Origin of the sequence: Neobacillus sp. FSL H8-0543, from assembly GCF_038592905.1 — a bacterium.
In the GTDB taxonomy this organism is placed as follows: Bacteria; Bacillota; Bacilli; order Bacillales; family Cytobacillaceae; genus Neobacillus.
The window spans coordinates 5,077,634-5,098,839 of the sequence record NZ_CP151943.1 but is presented as its reverse complement, the minus strand read 5'-3'; the positions used below and the strand labels follow the sequence as shown (position 1 = coordinate 5,098,839).

Annotated in this window: 20 protein-coding genes; 2 read left to right on the top strand and 18 right to left on the bottom strand. The window is 38.8% G+C overall.

Going from position 1 to position 21,206, the window contains the following annotated elements; translation table 11 throughout:
- Positions 1–11: 11 nt before the first annotated feature.
- The 18 genes from NSS81_RS25195 to NSS81_RS25110 form a co-directional block, all read right to left on the bottom strand.
- Positions 12–1,337: an NAD(P)-dependent oxidoreductase gene (locus NSS81_RS25195; RefSeq protein WP_342434141.1), complete on the bottom strand. Its 1,326-nt coding sequence runs from the start codon at positions 1,335–1,337 to the stop codon at positions 12–14.
- A gap of 953 nt (positions 1,338–2,290) precedes the next feature.
- The gene (locus tag NSS81_RS25190) at positions 2,291–2,896 is read right to left on the bottom strand and encodes an alpha/beta hydrolase (protein WP_342431344.1); all 606 of its coding nucleotides are present in this window, start codon (positions 2,894–2,896) and stop codon (positions 2,291–2,293) included.
- 239 nt (positions 2,897–3,135) lie between these two features.
- Entirely contained in the window at positions 3,136–3,813 is a 678-nt protein-coding gene (locus tag NSS81_RS25185) for an oxidoreductase (protein WP_342431343.1), read from the bottom strand.
- Positions 3,814–3,871: 58 nt separating this feature from the next.
- Positions 3,872–4,888 (bottom strand): redoxin domain-containing protein, encoded by a 1,017-nt coding sequence (locus NSS81_RS25180; RefSeq protein WP_342431342.1) that lies wholly within the window; start codon positions 4,886–4,888, stop codon positions 3,872–3,874.
- A gap of 67 nt (positions 4,889–4,955) precedes the next feature.
- Positions 4,956–5,336 carry a Rid family detoxifying hydrolase gene (locus tag NSS81_RS25175; RefSeq protein ID WP_342431341.1) on the bottom strand — a complete coding sequence of 127 codons (381 nt, stop codon included), beginning with the start codon at positions 5,334–5,336 and terminating at the stop codon, positions 4,956–4,958.
- A gap of 24 nt (positions 5,337–5,360) precedes the next feature.
- Positions 5,361–6,278, bottom strand: a complete 918-nt coding sequence (locus tag NSS81_RS25170; protein WP_342431340.1) for a DsbA family protein — start codon at positions 6,276–6,278, stop codon at positions 5,361–5,363.
- A 4-nt stretch (positions 6,279–6,282) separates the two neighbouring features.
- Positions 6,283–6,624, bottom strand: coding sequence for a helix-turn-helix domain-containing protein (locus tag NSS81_RS25165; RefSeq protein WP_342431339.1), 342 nt, complete (start codon positions 6,622–6,624; stop codon positions 6,283–6,285).
- Between the two features lie 73 nt (positions 6,625–6,697).
- Positions 6,698–7,036, bottom strand: a complete 339-nt coding sequence (locus NSS81_RS25160) for a YolD-like family protein (RefSeq protein ID WP_342431338.1) — start codon at positions 7,034–7,036, stop codon at positions 6,698–6,700.
- Between the two features lie 156 nt (positions 7,037–7,192).
- Entirely contained in the window at positions 7,193–8,173 is a 981-nt protein-coding gene (locus NSS81_RS25155) for an MBL fold metallo-hydrolase (RefSeq protein ID WP_342431337.1), read from the bottom strand.
- 141 nt (positions 8,174–8,314) lie between these two features.
- Positions 8,315–9,277 carry a nitronate monooxygenase family protein gene (locus NSS81_RS25150; protein ID WP_342431336.1) on the bottom strand — a complete coding sequence of 321 codons (963 nt, stop codon included), beginning with the start codon at positions 9,275–9,277 and terminating at the stop codon, positions 8,315–8,317.
- Between the two features lie 144 nt (positions 9,278–9,421).
- Complete coding sequence (locus tag NSS81_RS25145; RefSeq protein ID WP_342431335.1) at positions 9,422–9,952, bottom strand: hypothetical protein; 531 nt, start codon at positions 9,950–9,952, stop codon at positions 9,422–9,424.
- Positions 9,953–10,122: 170 nt separating this feature from the next.
- A complete protein-coding gene (locus tag NSS81_RS25140; protein ID WP_342431334.1) occupies positions 10,123–11,169 on the bottom strand; it encodes an ABC transporter permease in 1,047 nt (348 codons plus the stop codon).
- Between the two features lie 21 nt (positions 11,170–11,190).
- A complete protein-coding gene (locus tag NSS81_RS25135) occupies positions 11,191–12,666 on the bottom strand; it encodes a sugar ABC transporter ATP-binding protein (protein WP_342431333.1) in 1,476 nt (491 codons plus the stop codon).
- A gap of 362 nt (positions 12,667–13,028) precedes the next feature.
- Complete coding sequence (locus NSS81_RS25130; protein ID WP_342431332.1) at positions 13,029–14,009, bottom strand: ABC transporter substrate-binding protein; 981 nt, start codon at positions 14,007–14,009, stop codon at positions 13,029–13,031.
- A gap of 117 nt (positions 14,010–14,126) precedes the next feature.
- A complete protein-coding gene (locus tag NSS81_RS25125) occupies positions 14,127–15,125 on the bottom strand; it encodes a Gfo/Idh/MocA family oxidoreductase (protein WP_342431331.1) in 999 nt (332 codons plus the stop codon).
- An 18-nt stretch (positions 15,126–15,143) separates the two neighbouring features.
- Complete coding sequence (locus NSS81_RS25120; protein ID WP_342431330.1) at positions 15,144–15,953, bottom strand: sugar phosphate isomerase/epimerase family protein; 810 nt, start codon at positions 15,951–15,953, stop codon at positions 15,144–15,146.
- A 178-nt stretch (positions 15,954–16,131) separates the two neighbouring features.
- A complete protein-coding gene (locus tag NSS81_RS25115) occupies positions 16,132–17,142 on the bottom strand; it encodes a Gfo/Idh/MocA family oxidoreductase (protein WP_342431329.1) in 1,011 nt (336 codons plus the stop codon).
- A 32-nt stretch (positions 17,143–17,174) separates the two neighbouring features.
- Positions 17,175–18,164: a LacI family DNA-binding transcriptional regulator gene (locus NSS81_RS25110; protein ID WP_342431328.1), complete on the bottom strand. Its 990-nt coding sequence runs from the start codon at positions 18,162–18,164 to the stop codon at positions 17,175–17,177.
- Positions 18,165–18,349: 185 nt separating this feature from the next.
- On the opposite strand from NSS81_RS25110, the gene NSS81_RS25105 reads away from it, so the two are divergent.
- A complete protein-coding gene (locus NSS81_RS25105) occupies positions 18,350–19,318 on the top strand; it encodes a sugar phosphate isomerase/epimerase (RefSeq protein ID WP_342431327.1) in 969 nt (322 codons plus the stop codon).
- A gap of 422 nt (positions 19,319–19,740) precedes the next feature.
- Complete coding sequence (locus NSS81_RS25100) at positions 19,741–20,958, top strand: MFS transporter (protein ID WP_342431326.1); 1,218 nt, start codon at positions 19,741–19,743, stop codon at positions 20,956–20,958.
- The last annotated feature ends 248 nt before the right edge of the window (positions 20,959–21,206 follow it).

The following is a 21,206-nucleotide window of genomic DNA, read 5'->3' as shown; positions in this document are numbered from 1 at the left end:
CACTAAAAACTTTATACGGTTTCTACGGCAGTGAATTGTTTATGAATGCTATAGGCAGCTAGCTTTCCTTGCTGTGCCGCAGTAACAACCATTGCGTCGCCTTTTCCTTTGCCAAATACAACATCGCCGCAAGCAAATATTTTGGGATTAGAAGTTTGATAGTTTTCTTGATTAACTTGGACTACTCCACTTTCATGATGAAGCCCAATTGCCTCAATTAGTTCAAGATGCCTCGTTTGCCCAATCGCTTTGATCACAGCATCAACTGGAAGGGTGTATTCCGAGCCTTCAATCACCTCTGGTTTCCTGCGTCCATCTTTATCAGGTTCACCCAGTTTCATTTTGAGACATTCAATCCCCGTTACCTTACCGTTTTTATCTCCGATAATTCTCTTTGGAGAAGTTAACCACCGAAACTCAACGCCATCTTGTTTTGCAAATTCATACTCAAAGTCATACGCCGTCATTTCTTCTTCTGTTCTCCGGTATAAAATTTTTACATTTTCTGCCCCTAAACGAACAGAACAGGTTGCACCATCAATTGCGGTATTTCCAGCACCGATTACAACTGCACGCTTCCCGATAAAATCGTTCGAAAATTGACCGCTTTTTGTTTCTTTTACAAATTCAATCGCATCGTAAACACCCGCCAGTTCCTCTCCCTCAATCCCTAAGTTTGGAACCTCTGACATGCCAACGGCAAGTACAATCCGATCAAAGTGCTCTGTTAAGTATTCAATAGAAACATCTCTTCCAACCAATGTGTTTGTTTTAATCGTGACATTAAGCTTTTCAACCTGTGCCACTTCCCAGTAGGAAATATACTGCGGCAGACGAAAGGAAACTATTCCATAGGTATTTAGGCCACCAGCCTTCTCGGCCGCCTCATAGATCGTTACCTCATAGCCAAATCTGGCTAATTCTCTTGCTGCTGATAATCCAGCAGGACCTCCGCCAATTACCGCAACTTTCTTCCCGTTAGGGGTTCCCGGTTGAAAAAGTGTCTGTTCATTTTTTATCGCCCAATCTGTTGCATATCTTTGGAGATTACCAATTGGGATTGGTTTGGTTGAATGGTTTAAGACACAGGCTCCCTCACAAAGTTCTTCTGTCGGGCATACGCGGGCGCAACTGGCACCAACTGGGTTCGAAGACATAATTGTTTTCGCAGAGCCTAATAAATTTCCTGAGGCAATTTTTTTAATAAAGGTGGGGATATCTATTCCCGTTGGACAGGCTTGAATACATGGGGCGTCGTAACAATATAGGCATCGATTGGATTCCTCCAAGGCCTCTTGATTGGTAAGTGCTGGTTCAACCTCTTGAAAATTCTTCATAATATCGGTAAATGAAATGCGTTGGATTTTTTCCAAAAAGAACCCCCCTTTTCCAAAATACAAATCCATTTTTCATTACTAGTAAAAGTTAACTATGTACCCTACCTCCTTAACTACTTTAAAATAGCAGATAATTCTGCATCTTATTTCTATTTTACAGGCGAGAAAAATTCATAGCATTATACAATCTGTAAAATAATGCAGGCGATGAACTGCCCACTATGTAACATATAATCCTTCTTGGGTGAGTTATTAAGAATATGTGGATCTTGTACAATTTTTTGAGTCTTTTTCAAACTTACCACAATGAAACAGAATATTTTGTAAAATGGAGGGATAATCTAACATGGTTTTTTTCGACATTAGAAAAAAAGTTGACGAATAGGGGGGATTTGTACCTTATTAAGGGGGTTTCTTTAAGGGGGATGATTAATTTGAAATAGTACTATTAAAATCTGCTGTCTGAGGATTCCTATTGGACAATTCTTTGTGTGTCCTCTGGGGTATTGTCTATTAGCTTCTTTCATAAAGACATTCTCTGAATTCCTTGTTGGGTTTTTGTCTTTAAGGGGGTTTATTAAAGACATTACATCCGTTTCCTTGGTGGGTTTTGTCTTTAAGAGGGCTTATTAAAGACATTTCATTCGTTTCCTTGGTGGGTTTTGTCTTTAAGAGGGCTTATTAAAGACATTTCATTCGTTTCCTTGGTGGGTTTTGTCTTTAAGAGAGCTTATTAAAGACATTTCATTCGTTTCCTTGGTGGGTTTTGTCTTTAAGAGGGCTTATTAAAGACATTTCATTCGTTTCCTTGGTGGGTTTTGTCTTTAAGAGGACTTATTAAAGACATTTCAACAACTTCCTTGTTGGGCTTTGTTTTTAAAAGCTTCTCTATTGGACATTTCCTTGAGTGTCCTCGAAGGGCTTTGTCCAATAGAGAAGTTAATTTTTCCGATTTAGAATTGTTTACGGTACCAGGCTGCAGCTGCTTTTACCTCTTGAAACGTCAGTTGATGACCATTGTTTTCCCAGTGTAATTCTACATTTGCATTCGCACTAGACAAAAGTGTTTTTAATTCCTCAGACTCTGAAGCCGGACAAATCGGATCATTCGTTCCTGCAGCAATAAACACAGCCTTTCCAGTTAAGTCCGGTAAATCAATTCCTCTTCTTGGAACCATTGGATGGTGCAAAATTGCTCCTTTTAGGGCATCTTGGTAATGGAACAGCAAGCTTGCAGCAATGTTGGCTCCGTTTGAATAGCCAACGGCAACGATATTATTTCGATCAAACTCATATTTTTGAGAAGCTTCGTCAAGAAAATCAGATAATTCTTTCGTGCGGAATACTAAGTCCTCTTCGTCAAAAACACCTTCTGCTAACCTTCGAAAAAATCGTGGCATTCCATTTTCTAAAACATTGCCGCGAACACTTAGGATGGACGCATCTTGGTCAATTTCCCCTGCAAGCGGTAATAAATCTTGTTCTGTACCACCTGTTCCATGCAGCAATAGTAATGTTGGTCTGGCTAGGTCTTTTCCTTTTTGAAAAATATGTTTCATTTTATTTCTCCTTCCTTTGTGGGTTTCTATTTAATGAATGAGACTTATTTCTTTATGATTGCAATAATAGACGAAATTTATTTTACAGTGTGTACAGTCTTTCATAAAGATATCTCGAATTCAAGATAATAATAGTACAAGCGAAATTAATTGTCAACAATAGACACTTTGTACATTCGGACAACCTTTCCTCTTTTTCTTCCTGGGCCTACTGAAATCACCTTCTATTCGGATAATCCTCATCTAGAACGCCCAACCATCCGTTCGATTTCATGAGAATGATAGACATGAAAACCAGTCTTACTTGACAAAGCAATTGTAGCCATTGCCTCAGCTATCCTTTTTGCTTGAATGGACCGATACGGGCGCAAAGGTCCTACCATGATAGGATTAAATAATACACTAACTTTCTCTGCAATTTTTTCTCCGAGTCGGTGCTCTTTCCTTTCTCCTACTAGTAAAGATGGGCGGAAGATATGTACAGAGGTCAATTCTAACTTTCTAAGCGCCTCTTCCAACTCGCCTTTGACTTGACTATAAAAGAATAGCGATTTCGAACTTGCTCCCATGGCTGTAATGATGAGGTAGTTTTGAACACCAAACTTTTTTGCCAATTTTGCTGCCTCAATGGGATATTGATAATCGACTTTACGAAACGCCTCTTTCGTCTTCGCTTTTTTTATCGTAGTTCCTAAACAACAGAATATATCGGTAACTTGAAATAAATCTTCGTATTTATCTAGTTTATCAAAATTTACCACATGCTGTTCACATAGCTTATCCTTAATTGTTAATGGTTTCCTAACTAGTAAATGGATTTTGGCATAGTTCTCTTCTTGAAGAAGGACGTTAACTAAGTCCGTTCCAACCAACCCGCTCGCACCTAGAATAAGTGCCGTTTTATTACTTTTATTCACGAAGAATGCCCCTTTTCTCTTTAAATAATCCCATTTTATCACTAACGAAAACTAATAATTAATTAATTTTTTCGATCATGTCTTCCATTGTGTCTTTACTCATTGGTCCCACAAGTTTTTGCTGAATAATCCCTTCCGAATCAATGAAATAAGTTGTCGGAATGGTAATCGCCTGATACGTATCCCCTACACTTCCATCAGCATCCATTAAAACAGGAAAGGATAACCCATAATTCTTCATAAAAGCACGAACATTACTCTCATCTGATTCACTTGATGTTAAATTGACAGCCAAAATAACTACATTGTTAGTTTTATTTTCTTTATAAAATTTCTCCATATGAGGCATCTCGGCCTTACATGGCGGGCACCATGTTGCCCAAAAGTTTAAAATAACCTTTTTTCCTTTGTAATCAGAAAGCTTAGCTTCTCCATTGATTGTCTCAAGAGTAAAATCAACCGCTTTTTTTCCTTTTTGAATACCCGTTTGGACATTTGCATTAGCTTCGGCAGATTGTGTTTTAGTTTGGTGCTCATATACGGCCCAACCAAGAAGCCCGGATAGGACTGCCATGATCGTAACATTCTTCAACACTTGAATGCTTTTATTTTTTAAAAGCCACCAAATTAACACGAAGATTGGAATCAGTAAATAGAAGAAATGATGCCATTCTTGATTCATTATTAGAAATAGTAAATGGTAGACGGAAAAAGAATAAAGCACATATAAACCGTATGTTTGGACTTTGGTCTGAAAGAGTATCTCCAGCTTTCGTGTCCCCCAGAAGTACACCGCGCTTGCAATAATTACAGCAAGCCAAAAGCCGATTTTTCCCCCTGTAAAATACAAGAGTGACAATGGACTGTTGATGACAAGATTAGGCTGAAGAAGAATCAGGCTTAGCTTTAACGTAATAAATCCCATAAGTAGACTATTAGATATTACGTCTAACAAAACAGAAGTATTTTTTTGTATTTTTAAAAGGATGTAACTTACCAATAAAGCAACAGCTAGGATGATCCATTTACTAGCAATCGACCGATAGTAATAAAATCCATAAAACCCTTCTTTCATAAAAAAAAGACTATACCAGAAGTATAGCCTTAAAAGAGATGTAGTTGTAATCTAATTTGGATTACTCCTACGGTCTTTTAGCAATCATTTCAATTTCAACTTCTGCACCAAGCGGCAGTGCTAGAACAGCAACACATGTCCGTGCAGGGAAAGGCTGCGAAAATTGCTTTTCATATACCGCATTCATCGCGCTAAAATTCCCCATATCTGTTAAATATACATTTACCTTTACCACATCATCAGGGGTAAGGTTCGCTTCCTTCAAAACCGCAAATAAGTTATCAAAGCATTGCTGCGTTTGTGCTCCGATGTCACCAGTTTTGATTTCATCTGATGCTGAGTTCATCGGTGTTTGACCTGATAAATAAACTAGTTCGCCTGCATCTACAGCATGTGAGTATGGTCCTGCTGATTTCGTTCCTTTTGCATTGTAAGCTTTTCTTGCCATGTTAATCCCCCGCAGTTCTCATTATTATTTCTTTACAAAATATCTTTCACCCAGAATTTCCTTACCTTCATAACAACTAGGTGATAGCTCTTTTTCAAATAGAGCGTTAATATCCGTTTGCTCAATATCATACATTACTTCAATCTCTTTTGAAAATAATAGCTTTTCTTTCTCAAGCAGGATAGAAAGTGAGGGTTGTTGTTTCGGTTGAAGCTCCTCTATATTCAGAACCTGTTTTAACCCAGCAACATAGTTCACCATTGGGCGAGCACCGACAATTTTTACCCCTTTGTTTTCCTCGTTAACCATGATAATCGTTGGAAATCCCCTTACACCTAAGCTTGCGGCAAGTGAAAAATCTTCATTTAATAATTGCTGCCCGCTTGGCAGGTTAGCTTCCCTTACAATTGCTTCCCCATCCAACCCAAGGGTATTCACCATTTCAATTAAAACAGAATCATCAGCAATATTTTGGTTAAATGCGAAAACAGCTTCACGTGCACGGCGTAAAAATACACTTGCTAAAGCATCATTTTGTTTTTGAATAACCTTAAATACACGAGAAGGTGGATACGAAGAGTGGACAGGATTGTCAAACCAAAGAGTCCCATCAATCGGCATGCGTGTTTGTTCTCCCACTTCTCTCCAGTGTCCAGCAACATCCGATGGTTGGTTAATTCCGTTTGCCGGATCGACCGGACCGCCACTCCATTTTTCTAACAACCCCCCCATAACAGTTCTAAAGGTAAAATATTCACCATATTGCTCCACAAACCGGCGAAGCACTGGCTCCAGTGCCCAACAATGAGAACAGATTGGGTCTGTTACATAATAAAGGTCAATTGTTTTCTTTGGTTTATTAAAATCGATGACCTCCATTTCATCCTCTCCGGCTACCCCACATACTCCAGTTTCTACGTCACAAATCATATTATTTTTCATCAATTTAATTCTCCTCACTTTCTTTTGAAATTGATACATCCAAATAGCTTAGTGCCCATTCTTGAATGGGTTTTAGACTATTCGCTAGTGATATCCCTTTTTCTGTTAGTTTGTAAGAAATGGTTACGGGTGAACCAGATTCTACCCACTTTTTGACCAATCCATCTTCTGCAAGCTCGGAAAGCTTCAGTGATAGTGCTCTAGAAGTAATTCCCGTTATATCACGCTTTAAATCTGAAAAACGTGCGGTATGGTTCTCGCATAACGACAAGTAATGGATGAGTTGACCATTCCACTTTTTACCGAGGATTTGAAAAGCAGCTTCAATATAGGGACATATCTTCATTCCTTACCACCATCCTTATATACATAGTATATCATGTATAAAAAATATATCAAGTATAAAATATATACAATTTTCAATTTGTAACAATTACTCCAATAACTTTTTCAAAAGCAATGACTTCATATTCACCTGTCCTTACCTCCAGACGCAGCTGGTGCTTAATTGGATCAAGGGAATGGATACGTCCAATCATCTCCGTAGTAAATCCTTCCTCCCATACCGAAACCCTTACCAAAAGCTTATATTCCTTTGCGTAGTTGATTTGCCGATCGAACTCCTCTGCTTCGTACTCATCAATTAATGGTTTTGCTTTTCGTTCCTGATCCTTAAACATGGCACGAGTCATCTCAAATCCTAGCGGCATAAATGAAGCTGGCCGCCATTTTAATTTCCCTCTATCACGAATACCCATATGCATCACTCCTCCCTTTTCATTATATACAAACATACGTTCTATATGTATGAAAAATAAAAACGCCTGAACTGGCGCTTACATTTGGAAGATGTGATTATGCAGTGAGATTTCCTTTAAAGAAAATCCACTGCTTTAGTCACAAAAAATTTACCCTTAAATATCATTTGAACGATAATAGTATATTTTCCCATTTTTCAATTCACTAGCTACTTCTCCAATCGATTCAAGATAAAGAAACCTTGTGATTGTTGCCAATAATGGGGCGAAAAACTTTTTTGGATCTAGAGTTCCGTATATTTCTTGGCAAACCTGCCAGGATGTTTTTTCTGCGTTTTTTACAGAAGCAACGAGCTGCTGTAAGCGATGTTGGTGTCCTGAGATCATTTCATCTATCCGATCATTCAGGTTGTAAATCAGATCACCGTGACCAGGCAGGGCAATTTTAGAAGAATACGCTTTTAAACGTTCCAAGGAAGCAATATTATCTTTAATTGGATTCACGTCATGTTCAGACCAAACGGCTATGATCGGAGCTAATCCCGCAAGTACATGGTCACCGGTAACCATCACCTGCTCCCTTTGACTGTAAAAGCAGAAATGGTCCGATGAATGCCCTGGTGTCCAGATCGTTTCGTATGTATCATTTCCTATCCTGATATGCTCCTGATTATCAAATAGTCCATCTGGTTCAAATTCAAAGGCATCTGCTTCAGGATTTTCCATCTTCACAGGAAGTTCAGGTCCATCATGCTTCAGAAATAAGTTTCTCATCCAGTCTGGATTTGTATTGTTTCGTTTTCTTTGAATTTCTTTATATCCTAAACTAGAAATATAGACAGGTACCTGATGCTTTTCCTGAAACCATCTAGCAAGTCCAATATGGTCGGGATGGGCATGTGATAACACTAATTTTTCAACTGTGATTCCTGATGCTATGGTTTGCTCCCATAAAGCTTGGGATTCCGCTGACGCACTACCTGTATCAACAACAGTGAAGCCGTTATCCCCTTTGAAAAGAAAACTGTTCATTTCATACATTCCGAATGGATAACGAACCTTGAGCTGATAGATGTCCTCCGTGACCTTTAATAGCTTTGGGTACTGGTCTGAATTAGATTTCTCGGGTTTATTCATAAAAAACTTCCTTTACCTAGATAGTTAATTTCATATTGCTAAGTTATTTCTTGATAACTGGTTGTGATCTAGTTTATACGTTTTATTTTTGTAAAAAAAACGCCGTATTTTGTATACAGCGTTTTTTGCTATTTTCTAATATTATGAATAGGATTTTTCAAGAAGGTTCTCTCTAGCAGCTATGTACTCTTGCTGAAGTTTGTTTATGAATGCGGCTGCGGTAGTGACTTCGTTAATCGCACCAATGCCCTGACCGCATCCCCAGATATCCTTCCACGCCTTTGCCTCTGTTCCAAAATCCATCTTTGATGGGTCGCTTTGAGGAAGTGCGTTTGGATCCAACCCTGCTGCTCGAATAGATGGAGCTAGATAGTTCCCTTCCACGCCTGTGAATAGATTACTATAAACAATATCATCAGAAGTACAATCAACAATTGCTTGCTTATACTCGTCAACAGCATTCGCTTCATGTGTGGCAATGAACGGCGAACCGATATAAGCAAAATCCGCCCCCATCGCTTGGGCAGCGAGGACGCCGCTTCCGGTAGCAATAGATCCAGACAAGGCAAGCGGTCCGTCAAACCATTGACGGATTTCTTGAACTAATGCAAACGGGCTCTTCACACCCGCATGACCACCAGCACCTGTGGCAACGGCAATCAAACCATCTGCTCCTTTATCAATGGCCTTGTGCGCGAACTTGTTGTTTATCACATCGTGAAATACTGTTCCTCCATAGCTATGTGCAGCGATGTTTATTTCCTCCCGAGCCCCAAGGGACGTAATGATAATAGGAACTTTGTACTTCACACACATTTCCATATCCTGCTCTAACCTTGTATTGGACCTGTGCACAATCTGGTTAATCGCGAATGGAGCGGCAGGCCGATCTGGATTCTTTGCGTTGTAAGAAGCGAGCGCCTCAGTAATTTCTGCCAACCATTCGTCGAGCATTGATGCAGGCCTAGCATTAAGTGCAGGCATTGACCCAACAATCCCAGCCTTACATTGCTCAATCACTAACTTTGGACTACTAATGATGAACATTGGTGAGCCGATTACAGGAATTCGCAAATCTTTAAGTATTGACGGAATTTTTGCCATGTCGTGTATGTTCCTCCATTCATGCGCATAAGCGCAAAATAATATGATAAGATTAACTACTTATCTTAAAATTTACTATATTTCCAAGAGCCGCGTCAAACTATTTATCTGAAATTTCAAAATTCTACCGGCGTAATCGGTCCATTAAATCAAGCCTTTATTTATTAGTATTTCAATCTTCTCTTTTGGGACACTTCGAAGTAAGTCTCCATTTGAAACGTCAATTGCCTCCCAATCTGAGTAAACGACAAAGTCCTCAGTTAATGGTAGAATCTCGTTCCAATTAAATGTATTTAATTCTTTAGCGACTTCAAATCTAAGTGTTTGGCATGCTTCCCAGCTTTCTTCCCATTCTTCATCTCCAAATAATTCAACTAGTGCTTCTTGCTTTTTTAGAAATGAAGAATTGTTATCTATACCCGTTTGATATTCAACTGGCATCTCACCTGAATTCCATATACTGTACTTATCTTCAATGCCATATTCTTCGATAATCTTTTTTCTAAAGGATTCAATTCCTACTGTAATCAGTCCAAGCACAGGTTCATAGTCAGTTCCAAGCAATGATAGGTAACAAACCTTGTCTTCTTCATCTAACCTGATATTCCTCACCGCATTGGGTATTTCCCTTATGAGAATTTGTTTCAATTCTTCAATTAACTGATCCCTCTCCATATTTTACCTCCTATAACGATTATAATTAATAATTCGCGAGTTTATATAAAATTCCTGCTTTGCTTCACTCCCAAATTTAAAAGGCCCCATCCCCATTTGGAATGGCACCTTCGTCGATTTAAATACAAGTGATAAAATGTAACCGGAAAATCCTCGGGTGACTTTCACCATTAAGAAGTTTTCTCCTTTTTTTGCAAAAGCACAGCTGCAATGACAATAACCCCTTTAAATGCTTCCCTTAAAAATGGTGGAACACCGAATAGGTTCAATAGATTGTTCATGACGGCGATGATTAACATTCCATAGACGGTACCAAGGATAAAACCTCTCCCGCCCATCATGCTGGTTCCGCCAACCGCTGCTGCAGCAATTGCATCCATTTCCATTCCTCTACCAGCATTAGAAAAGTCCATCGAACCAATACGAGAAACTTGAATAATCGCTGCAATCGAGACAAGGAGTCCCATCAGTGCGTACACACGAAGCTTGACTTTGTCGACATTAACACCAGAAAGTTTCGCAGCCCTTTCATTCGATCCAACAGCAATAATCTGACGTCCAAAGGTCGTTCGCTTGGATACATAGTAAAGAATATAGGCAATGACAGCCCAATAAATAATTGGCATAATCATAAAATTTCCTATTTTAAAACTAGCAATCTGTAAAAACTCCATCGGAACAGTCGTGTTATAGCCCTGTGTAAAATGCTGTGTCACACTTCTAAAAATCATCATTGCACCTAATGTAGCAATAAATGGCGGTACCTTACCTTTGGTAACGGTGACGCCTATTAATGACCCTAGCAGATAACCAAGCAGCATCACGAATATAATCGTGACAATAAAGGCAGGTATTCCTGTCAATCCCCACATGCCTAAGAGTCCTTTGGTACCCGTGTCGAGAAGGAGCATCGAGAAAGCACCTGTAGCAACCAATGTGGAACCAACAGCTAAATCAATACCTCCTGTCATAATGACAAAAGTCATGCCCAAAGCAACAATTCCAGTACCCGCGTTATTCCTTAGAATGTTAAACCAGTTGTTTGTCCAGGATTGAAACCAGCTGCCAATTGAATCATAATCAAATCCCAAAACCAATGTTTGTAAAATAATCATAATGATAAGTGCAATCGCCGTACTAAACAGAGGTTCGTTTGACCATTTATATTTGAACCAATCAAAAAAGCTTCTATTATTTTTCAAAGTGGCCTTATCCATAATTGGTTTTCTCTCCCTTACTTACGATAGTTGCCCTCCCGTTGCAAGGCTCATGATCGTATGCTCATTCATTGCCTCTAAAGCAACTTCGCCTTGAATGACACCATGATACATAACCAGCGCCCTGTCACATACACGGATAATTTCCTGTGCTTCACTAGATAGGACAACCACGGCAATGTTTTCATCTGCAAGCTTCAAAATGATATCATAGATATCTTCCTTCGCACCGACATCGACACCTTGGGTAGGGTTGTCTAAGATGAGCAGTTTAGGACTAGTAGCTAACCATTTGGCTAAAACAACCTTCTGTTGGTTTCCACCGGAAAGACTAGTGATGCTGTCGGTAAGCTTCCCCATCTTTAATTTTAATACTTTGCTTTGTTCCCTAAAGGTCTCCTCGTGCTTTTGCTTATTAATAATCCCTTTCTTAGAAAATTTCGGCCAGGTAACAATCGAAGCATTTTCCATGATATTCATATCCTTGATGATGGCATTTTCCTTCCGATTACGGGGAAGGTACGCAATTCCTTCATTTATTGCCTGAGTCGTACTTTTTATCGATACTACTTTTCCATTCAAGAATATTTTTCCAGATGAAACCTTCTCAGCTCCGAAAATGGATTGAAAGAGCTCACTTCGACCATCACCTAGAAGCCCCGTAACTCCAACGATTTCTCCCGACTTAATTGAGAAGCTAATATCCCGAAACACATGATAGTATGTAAATCCCTCTACGCGTAAAATCTCTTTACCTAGTTTTTTCTCCCTAAGTAACGGATCTGTTCTTACGTCATAGCCGACCATAAAACGGGCGAGGTCCTTACTCGTTACTTCGCTGACATTTCCTTGTGCCACTAGGTTCCCATCTCGAAGCACGACGTATCGAGTGCAAAATTGCATAACTTCATTTAATTTGTGAGAGATAAAAATAATTCCCACGTTGTGGTCTTTCAACGTTTTCATCATTTTAAATACGCGTTCCGTTTCCTGGTCTGTTAAGGAGGTAGTAGGCTCATCCATAATGATGATGGAAGCATTCGTCATCATCGCGCGACAGATTTCAACGATCTGTTTATAGGAGGAATCAAGGTCGCGGACCATTGTTTTTGGATTTAGATCTACGTCCATTTGCTTAAACATCTTTATGGTTTCTTGATGCATTCTTTCTAGATCGAGGCTCCCTCTTTTCGTTTTAAGCTCTCTTCCTAAAAACATATTTTCATAAATTGGTAGATCATTAATTAAATTCAGTTCCTGATGGATGAAGGCAATTCCCGCTTCCTGTGATTGTGAGGGGGCGTGGAAAACCACTTGCTTCCCATCTATGTTGATCGAACCTGAGTCTGTTGGCTGAACTCCGCCGAGGATGTTCATTAGTGTTGATTTACCAGCACCATTTTCACCAAGTAATGCACAAATTTCTCCGCCTTTAATCATAAATGATACGTCTTTGAGAACATCATTACTTCCGAATGACTTTCTGATATTTTTCATTTCGATTATCATGTAATCACTTCCACAGTTTTGATTGAAAGAGAGGCTATAGCTGTGCCATACCCCCTCTTTTATTGTTATTTTTTTATTTGTCACAATTAAACAAGTATGTTGATTTCCGCTCCAGGGGCTTCGCTTTCCGCGGGCGTGCCGGGGAGCCTCCTCGGCGCTTAAGCGTCTGTGGGGTCTCCCCAGCCCCTTACTCCCGCAGGACATTGTATAATCTTCCGTGATTTTGCACCGCACGAAGGAAATGCGATAGCATTTTCGAGGAGTCCTTCGCCCCTTCCGCTCCAATCAACATTGTTATTAAATCAATTATGACATTATAAACAAAGCCTCTATTTTATAAAATATATAACCTAATACGGTGAGTTAGCGTCTATGAATTCTTTATAGTTGTCTCTGTCTACTACTGTTGTCGGTATGATGGTTACTTCTTCAACTTTTTCCCCTTTTAATACTTTAAGTGCTACGTCAACTGCGTCTTTAACCATAGCTGGGCTATATAGAGCAGATTGAATCCAGATATCCTGATTTTCTGGCATCATATTAAAATATTCCTGCATACCACCACCGCCAGTGACTACCTTAATATCTGTTCTGCCAGCTTCTTTTATTGCTTGTAATACACCGATGGAAGTTTCGTCGTCCATGGAGTATACGGCATCAATTTGTGCATTACTTGTTAAGATATCTGCAAAGTCCTTCAAGCCATCTTCACGTGTAAACTGTGTGGCATAAGTCTGAAACTTCATATTAGGTGCAATTTTTTCTATTGTCTCAACAAAGCCTTTCTTTCTTAATTCTGAAACGGAACCAGCAGTAGGTACCTCAAGGATCACTACATTCCCTTCTTTACCGATTTTGTCTACAATATAGTTGGCTCCTTGAATCCCCATGTCCTCGTTGTCTCCAGATACACGGTAAACACCCTCCGCGTTGATAGCGATATCAAAGTTTATTACCTCGATACCTTCATCCAATGCTCTTTTAATTGGCACTTCCATTCCTTCCCATTGTGGAAAGGCTACAATGGCATCTGCTCCCCAGGTCATCAAATCATCTAATTGCGCCGTCATTTCTGAAGCATTCGTACTTGTTTGAATCTGGTAATCAATCTCATTCGATAGTTCTTTGGCACGAGCTTCTGCATGGTAGGCAACTGCCGCAACCCAGCCATGTGTAACAGCCGGTGCAAGAATACCGATTTTTTTCTTAACCTTATCCTTATCATTTCCTTTGTCTGAATCAGAATCACCAGTTGTCTCTGCACCACACGCGCTAAGTATTGGTACCATAATCAATACGAGAAACAAAAACAGTTTAAAAGCCTTTTTCATTAAAAATGACCCCCTTTTTATATAACTAGTAATCTATTAAAGATTAAAATTAAAACCGTAGCCAAATTACGTAACAAACGCTTTTATTTTTACGTCCCTATTTCTCTGAACAATATTCTAAACTCGAATTTGTTTTCCAGTTTCTAAGGAATTCTCGATCGCTTTTAATAACTTAAGGGTATATACTACGTCATCTAACGGAATCACGAGGTTATCTGTGTTATTTTCGATGCAATTCACAAAATAGGAGAGTTCATTTTGAAAGGCATTCCCTTTATCCATTTCAATCGAAGACTTTTTCTGATTAGCATAATAGATAAACTGATTATTGCTTTCTTCTATATTCTCAATATTTTCACCAGCAGCAACCGTTAATTCAAGCGCACTTTTGGCCGTTTGTGCCCTAAAGGCGAAAGTAAAAGGATACCCCATCGGCATTCTTTGCGAAGCTTCTACGAAGGCCTTACTATTATTTTTAAATGAAAGTGTTGTCATCACATGATCCCAAGCGCCGTACCTGTTTTTGTTTCCAACAGCATAAACAGAATCAACCTCACCGAGTAAATAATAGACGAAATCAATATCATGATTGTGGAGATCATATAACGCGCCACCACTTTTTTCCGGGTCTTGAAACCAACTGCTCCATGTGGGTGGCTGACCTAATCGTTTGGCATGAACGATTTCAATATCTTTTAATTTATCCGTTAAACTATAGGCTTTTATTACCTCATATTCCGGCCAAAATCTAAGGACATTCCCAACAAATAACTTCACTTTATTTTTATTCACGGCCTGAATGATTCGATGGGCTGATTCCACCGTTAAAGATAATGGTTTTTCACAAATGATATGTTTTCCGGCGTTTGCTGCCTTGATAATATATTCTTCATGTAAAAAGGTAGGTAAGCAGATATCAATGATGTCTATTTCATCATTCCTTAATAGATCATCATATTCCGTCACAAAGGAGCCATTGTATTGGCTTGTTATTTCTCGATCTTTCTCTTCCCTTCTCGTACATATAGCAATGACCTGGCCATTTTTAATAGGATGATACGCCTCTAAATGCGTCAGACCGATAAACCCTAAACCTACTAGACCAATATTCTGCATATATCCTCCATTCAACCGCTATGAACCAATTATTGTTGAAAGATAGTTGTAAGACTTTACTACACTATTGTTTACTTCTTCAAGATTTGCTGGTCCTGCTGATGTAAACTCAATCTCTACACTAATTGGGCCCTTGTAATCTGCTTTCTTAAGCGTTTCAAATAGTCTGGGAAAATCGAGATTTCCATCACCGATTGCGGGAAAATTCCATTCATTATAGGCACCCGCCTTATCCTTCAAGTGGATAAATTCAACGCAATCAACAGATGCTTCTAAATCCTCATAAGGTAATGTATTACCGTGGAAAATTACATTAGCTGTGTCATAATTTATTTTGACTCGATTATTTAGTGATTGCGCCAGTTTTTTTAAAGATGAACCTGTTGCATAGTTATTTCCGTGTGTTTCAAGGACAAGTACCTTATTTAACTTCTCACATTTTTCGATGATCGGTTCTAAGTTCCTTGCTAATATGGCTTCATCTTCAATCACATCTGTATCGTTATGGGCATCACCAGTTGCGGTAATAACAAACCTACAATCAAATTCCATAGCCAAATCAATACTTTTCAATAGATTAGTAATTCCTTCCTCGTTCATCACATTACTGTGTGCACCAATCCCGACACATTTCATCCCGTACTCCCGAAGCAATGTCTTTATTTCATTAAGCTGTTCTGGCGACATATCTGGTAAAACATGTGCAGTATGGTCCTTGACAGCGGCTAATTCAATCTGCTTGAATCCAGCTTTACTTGCTCCTTTTACTGCATCCTCTAAAGAAAAACCATGGTACGTATTCGAATTGATCGTTAGCTGTTGTAACATACCAAACCTCCCGTCAAATATGTAATCCGTTACAAATAATTAGAAATGAAAAGCACGAAAATATACTCATGGATAGTTCATTATATTTAGACTACTAAAGTTATATTCAGGGCGACCATTAAAAATATTTTCAGAGCTTAATAGCTGATAGAACGCAAAGGGGACTTTTCCCTATCCTTTAGGAACCAGCGAGTATTTTCTCTATTACCCTAAGAGTTAGAAGGGCTTGCTGGCCCGTGACCATTGGTTCTTCATCATTAATAATGGATGAGATAAATGAATCTATTACGCCACTATTTGTTTGATTATCATTCGTTTGGATTGGCTCTAGTTGATAGTTGGTAACTTCTCCATCATTCCTTTCGATAATGAGCTGATATTTAGGATGATGGTAGATTTTAATCACCCCTTTTTGACAATAAATGGTCGTTGAATTATCTTCTGAACCGTAATAGGTCCACGAAAATGATGCTGTTCCTAATCGGCCTTTTTTTGTCTTTAATGCACAAACAACATTGTCGCAAACCTCAATTGGATGTCCATTTTCATCCACTTTATCCAATGCACCAGTGTAAGCATGCACATCTGTAATTTCATCGTCCAATAAATAATGAATGAGATCAATTTTATGAATCCCCAAATCACCAGCAACACCAGAGTGAGAGCGTTCCTTTTTAAAAAACCAAGTCGTATTCGATTTGTTTACTCCCCAACTTTCAGGTCCTTGGTGTCCAAAAGAAGTTTTGAAGGTTAGCACCTCGCCTAATTCTTTTTTATCAATCAGTTCCTTTGCTTTTTGGTGAGCTTTTGAGAATCGCTGGTTATGGCCAACCATCAATTTCTTTCCTGATTTGGCTTGGGCTACAAGAATTTCCTCGGCATATTTTACATTGATTGCTAAAGGCTTTTCACATAAAACATGCTTCCCGTGTAACAAGGCATTAGAGGTATTTATATGATGGGCTTCATTTGATGAACAATCGCTGATCGCCACAATCCTAGGATCGTTATATAGTTCTTCCACGGTCTTCACCGCACGGCCGCCAAATTCCTTTGCAAGTGCCTCAGCTCTTTCTGCATTCCGGTCAAAAAAAACGATTTCATCTACATTCGGATTTGCCTTATACTCTGGTGCATGGCGGAATTTCGTGATTGAACCACACCCGATAATTCCTACCTTTATTCCCATTGAACATACCTCCTTTTAACATTTTCAGGATACTACCCCATTGTTGACTCACGAATGACTAATTCATGATCCAATAAAATACTTTCCACATTGTTCCCGCTTATTCGATTAATCAACATATTTGCTGCTGTACATCCCATTTTATACATGGGCTGTGATACCGTGGTTAGTGTTGGATTTGTCATGTTTGAAAAGCTAATTTTATCAAAGCCTACGATTGCCATATCATCTGGGACATGTAAACCACTTGCGTTTATCTCTTTTAATGCTCCGATTGCTAAAGTATCGGAAACAGCAAAAACTGCTGATGGTTTTTGATTTAATTGCAGCAGCATTCTCATTGCTTGAACGCCATCCTGAAAATCCAATTGTTTTGTGTGATAAATCATTTCTTCCCGGATAGGAAGGTCAAACTCTCTCAATGCCCTTTCATATCCCCTTCTCCGTTGGCGGGCATATAAAAACTTTTCGTCAGAATTGATCAACGCTATTTTTTTGTTGCCTAATTTAATCAAATGTTTAACGGCATGGTACGCGGCTAGTTCATTATCAATGGTGACGTAAGGTATACTACCGCCTTCTACATATTCACTGCATAGAATAACTGGATGTTTCTCAGCCAAATCGTTTAGTTTTTTCATATTTACCGCTGGGTCCATCGAAATGACCCCATCAGCCAGTTTATTTTTTATCATATTAAAATAAATATTTTCTCGCTGTGGATTGGAGTCTGTTTCACCAAGAAGAATATTATAATTGTTTGCAATAGCCGTATTTTGGATTCCATTAATAACTTCTGTGTAAAAGGGATTGGATATACTTGGAATTAACACGATTAGAAGTCGGCTTTCAGAGTTTCTAAGGTTTCGACCTAACATACTAGGTTCATAGTTCAAAACTTTTATTGCATTTTCAACCTTCAGTCTGGTTTTCGGAGCTACTGACTCAGCATGATTGATGACCCTTGAAACCGTAGCAACTGAAACACCCGCCTTTTGTGCCACCTGTTGAATATTTGCCATGTTACTTCCTACTTTCAGGTATGTTTATTAAAAAAAATTGTAATCGATTACAAGAATGTTTGAGTAATTCTTTCGTACCATTCACCACAAAACCAATATATTACGAACTTTGTTTATTTATTCTGAGTTTTTATTCGTTAACATATAATGTAATGGATTACATAATGTTTTAGGGAGGTATTCTTATGAAGTTAGGGGTATTTACGGTTTTATTTTCAGAAAAAACACTAGATGGGATGTTAGATCATGTAGCCTCAAAAGGCATCGAAGCGGTTGAATTGGGTACGGGCGGTTATCCTGGAGATGCCCATTGTAAGATAGATGAATTATTAGAGGATGAAAATAAACAGGTAGATTTTTTGAATAAGATTACTAGCAGAGGTTTGACTGTTAGTGCATTAAGCTGCCATTCAAACCCTCTTCATCCTCAAAGGCAGATTTCTGAGGATGCGGATGAATGTTTCAAAAAAACGGTAAAACTAGCTAATAAACTTGGAATTCCGGTAGTAAATACCTTTTCTGGTTGCCCAGGTGACCATGAAAATGCTAAATACCCGAACTGGCCAATAGCCACATGGCCCAATGATTACCAAGAGATTTTGAAATGGCAGTGGGAAGAAAAAATCATTCCTTATTGGAAGGAAAAAGCAAAATTTGCTGAAAAACATAATGTGAAAATTGGACTTGAATTGCATGGCGGATTTTCCGTACATACACCAGGCACGTTACTGCGCCTAAGAAAAGCCTGCGGGGAAGCAATTGGTGCAAACCTTGACCCGAGCCATTTATGGTGGCAAGGTATTGATCCAGTTGAAGCAATCAAAATTTTAGGTCGTGAAAATGCGATCCACCATTTCCATGCGAAGGACTCCATCATCGATCAACCAAATATGAATCGAAACGGGTTAACAGATATGACCCCGTACAATGATATGAAAAATCGAGCTTGGTATTTCCGGACAGTTGGGTTTGGACACGACTCAAAGGTTTGGGCGGATATCATTAGCACCCTCCGCCTTTATGGCTATGATTATGTAGTCAGCATCGAGCATGAAGACGGATTAATGTCGATTGATGAAGGATTTACCAAAGCTATTCAAACGCTTATGCCTGTTATGGTGAAAGAATCTGTTGGGGATATGTGGTGGACTTAATAGTGAACGACATTTCTATTGCTGGCTAAACACGTTTTGTCGTTCATCCGGCTTATGACCGACTTTCCAACTGCCGACTTACCGGGGTTTGTCGTTCATCACTCTTATGAATGACTTTTCTATTGCTGGCTGAGCACGTTTTACCGTTCATCGACCTTATGAACGACTTTTCAACAAATACGGAACTTGGTTTTGTCGTTCATCCCAATAGCAACAACACCTCAAAACGCCAGATACCCTCGAGGAATCTGGCGTTTCGATAGAACATTAATTAACTAATATCTTTTGATCTGGTGTATTCATTTGAGTCACATATCCAATCGAGTATGGATTGGTTTCTATATTGGAGAATTTATGTTAGGATTTATATAATTATAATTTTCATAACATTTTGATAAATAAAGCGTATTGGGGTAGTTAACATGCATACTTCTAGACCACGATTGTGGACAAAAGATTTTATTATAATATCGTTTGCCTCTTTCCTTCTTGGTCTGATATTTTTCCTAACCATGTCAACGTTAGTTGTATATGCGATTGAAGAGTTCAACGCATCCCAGAGCAAAGCAGGACTTTCTGCTAGTATTTTGATAATCGGCAGTATACTTGCACGTGTCTTTACCGGGAAGTATCTTGAAATCGTTGGACGAAAAAAGCTACTATACATTGGCATCATTTTATCCTTTGTCGCAAACCTCCTTTACTTTCCTGCATCCAACTTGAATATTTTAATTATTGTACGATTTTTTCATGGCGCCGTCTTAGGGATTACCTTAACCGTATTACAAACTTCCGTTATGAACCTTATCCCTATTTCGCGAAGGGGAGAAGGAATCAGTTATTATTCCTTAAGTTTTATCCTTGCCACAGCCATTGGCCCCTTTCTCGGTGTTTTCATCACTCAATATTCAAATATGAGTACGATTTTTATTGTTTGTTCGGTTTTTTCAGCCATTAGTGTGATTCTATCCCTATTTGTTTCCATTCCTGAAGTGAAGCTAACAAAAGAACAACTTAAGGATTTGCGCGGCTTTCACATAAAAGATTTCTTTGAGAAAAAAGCATTGCCTATATCTTTATTAACTGGTATCTTTGGTTTCTCGTATTCAAGCATCCTTTCCTTTCTTGCTCCCTATTCAATCGAAATTCAATTAATGTCTGCTGCAAGCTTCTTTTTCATTGTCTACTCTTTCTTTGTACTGATTTCCAGACCATTTACAGGTGTAATACTGGACTTAAAAGGCGACAACATCGTTATGTTTCCAGCCATTCTCTTCTTTTCGGCGGGATTATTTATTATCAGTCAAGCTGGGAACGGAATTACATTATTATTAGCCGGAGCATTCATCGGACTTGGGTATGGAAACTTACAATCGGCTGCCCAAGCCATTGTCATAAAAAATTCACCTTCACATCGTGTCGGACTTGCAACTTCCACCTTTTTTATCTGTGTAGAAGGAGGCATGGGGATTGGTCCCTTTTTACTTGGTTATCTCCTTCCAATCACCGGATACCGGAATATGTATATCATACTGGGAATAATCGTGCTGGTTTGTATCGTTTTATATTATTTCTTGCATGGAAAAAAGAAAGCATTTGATCAACAAATCTCCCATGTGAATGTCAAACATGAAAGTTAATTTCAAACCTATAAAAGTGATAGGCACCAACGGTGCCTGTCACTTTTTTGTATTTATTTCTGTTCAAATTCAGGGTAGTAAAATTTACCTATTTATATGGTTTGTCCACACGAAAGTATTACAGTTTGAATTTTATAAATAGGGACAGGAAGGAGGGATTTGACAAATGAACCAATTTCTAAATTATTTAATGAATGGACAGCTTTTTCCAATCGGTGCTTCTAGGTATCTGAAGACTCAATTCTTTC

Excerpts from the sequence above, each read along its gene's own strand:
- NSS81_RS25195 (WP_342434141.1), bottom strand. The coding sequence starts at position 1,337 with ATGAAGAATTTTCAAGAGGTTGAACCAGCACTTACCAATCAAGAGGCC.
- NSS81_RS25190 (WP_342431344.1), bottom strand. The coding sequence starts at position 2,896 with ATGAAACATATTTTTCAAAAAGGAAAAGACCTAGCCAGACCAACATTA.
- NSS81_RS25180 (WP_342431342.1), bottom strand. The coding sequence starts at position 4,888 with ATGAAAGAAGGGTTTTATGGATTTTATTACTATCGGTCGATTGCTAGT.
- NSS81_RS25175 (WP_342431341.1), bottom strand. The coding sequence starts at position 5,336 with ATGGCAAGAAAAGCTTACAATGCAAAAGGAACGAAATCAGCAGGACCA.
- NSS81_RS25170 (WP_342431340.1), bottom strand. The coding sequence starts at position 6,278 with ATGAAAAATAATATGATTTGTGACGTAGAAACTGGAGTATGTGGGGTA.
- NSS81_RS25165 (WP_342431339.1), bottom strand. The coding sequence starts at position 6,624 with ATGAAGATATGTCCCTATATTGAAGCTGCTTTTCAAATCCTCGGTAAA.
- NSS81_RS25160 (WP_342431338.1), bottom strand. The coding sequence starts at position 7,036 with ATGGGTATTCGTGATAGAGGGAAATTAAAATGGCGGCCAGCTTCATTT.
- NSS81_RS25155 (WP_342431337.1), bottom strand. The coding sequence starts at position 8,173 with ATGAATAAACCCGAGAAATCTAATTCAGACCAGTACCCAAAGCTATTA.
- NSS81_RS25150 (WP_342431336.1), bottom strand. The coding sequence starts at position 9,277 with ATGGCAAAAATTCCGTCAATACTTAAAGATTTGCGAATTCCTGTAATC.
- NSS81_RS25145 (WP_342431335.1), bottom strand. The coding sequence starts at position 9,952 with ATGGAGAGGGATCAGTTAATTGAAGAATTGAAACAAATTCTCATAAGG.
- NSS81_RS25140 (WP_342431334.1), bottom strand. The coding sequence starts at position 11,169 with ATGGATAAGGCCACTTTGAAAAATAATAGAAGCTTTTTTGATTGGTTC.
- NSS81_RS25135 (WP_342431333.1), bottom strand. The coding sequence starts at position 12,666 with ATGAAAAATATCAGAAAGTCATTCGGAAGTAATGATGTTCTCAAAGAC.
- NSS81_RS25130 (WP_342431332.1), bottom strand. The coding sequence starts at position 14,009 with ATGAAAAAGGCTTTTAAACTGTTTTTGTTTCTCGTATTGATTATGGTA.
- NSS81_RS25125 (WP_342431331.1), bottom strand. The coding sequence starts at position 15,125 with ATGCAGAATATTGGTCTAGTAGGTTTAGGGTTTATCGGTCTGACGCAT.
- NSS81_RS25120 (WP_342431330.1), bottom strand. The coding sequence starts at position 15,953 with ATGTTACAACAGCTAACGATCAATTCGAATACGTACCATGGTTTTTCT.
- NSS81_RS25115 (WP_342431329.1), bottom strand. The coding sequence starts at position 17,142 with ATGGGAATAAAGGTAGGAATTATCGGGTGTGGTTCAATCACGAAATTC.
- NSS81_RS25110 (WP_342431328.1), bottom strand. The coding sequence starts at position 18,164 with ATGGCAAATATTCAACAGGTGGCACAAAAGGCGGGTGTTTCAGTTGCT.
- NSS81_RS25105 (WP_342431327.1), top strand. The coding sequence starts at position 18,350 with ATGAAGTTAGGGGTATTTACGGTTTTATTTTCAGAAAAAACACTAGAT.
- NSS81_RS25100 (WP_342431326.1), top strand. The coding sequence starts at position 19,741 with ATGCATACTTCTAGACCACGATTGTGGACAAAAGATTTTATTATAATA.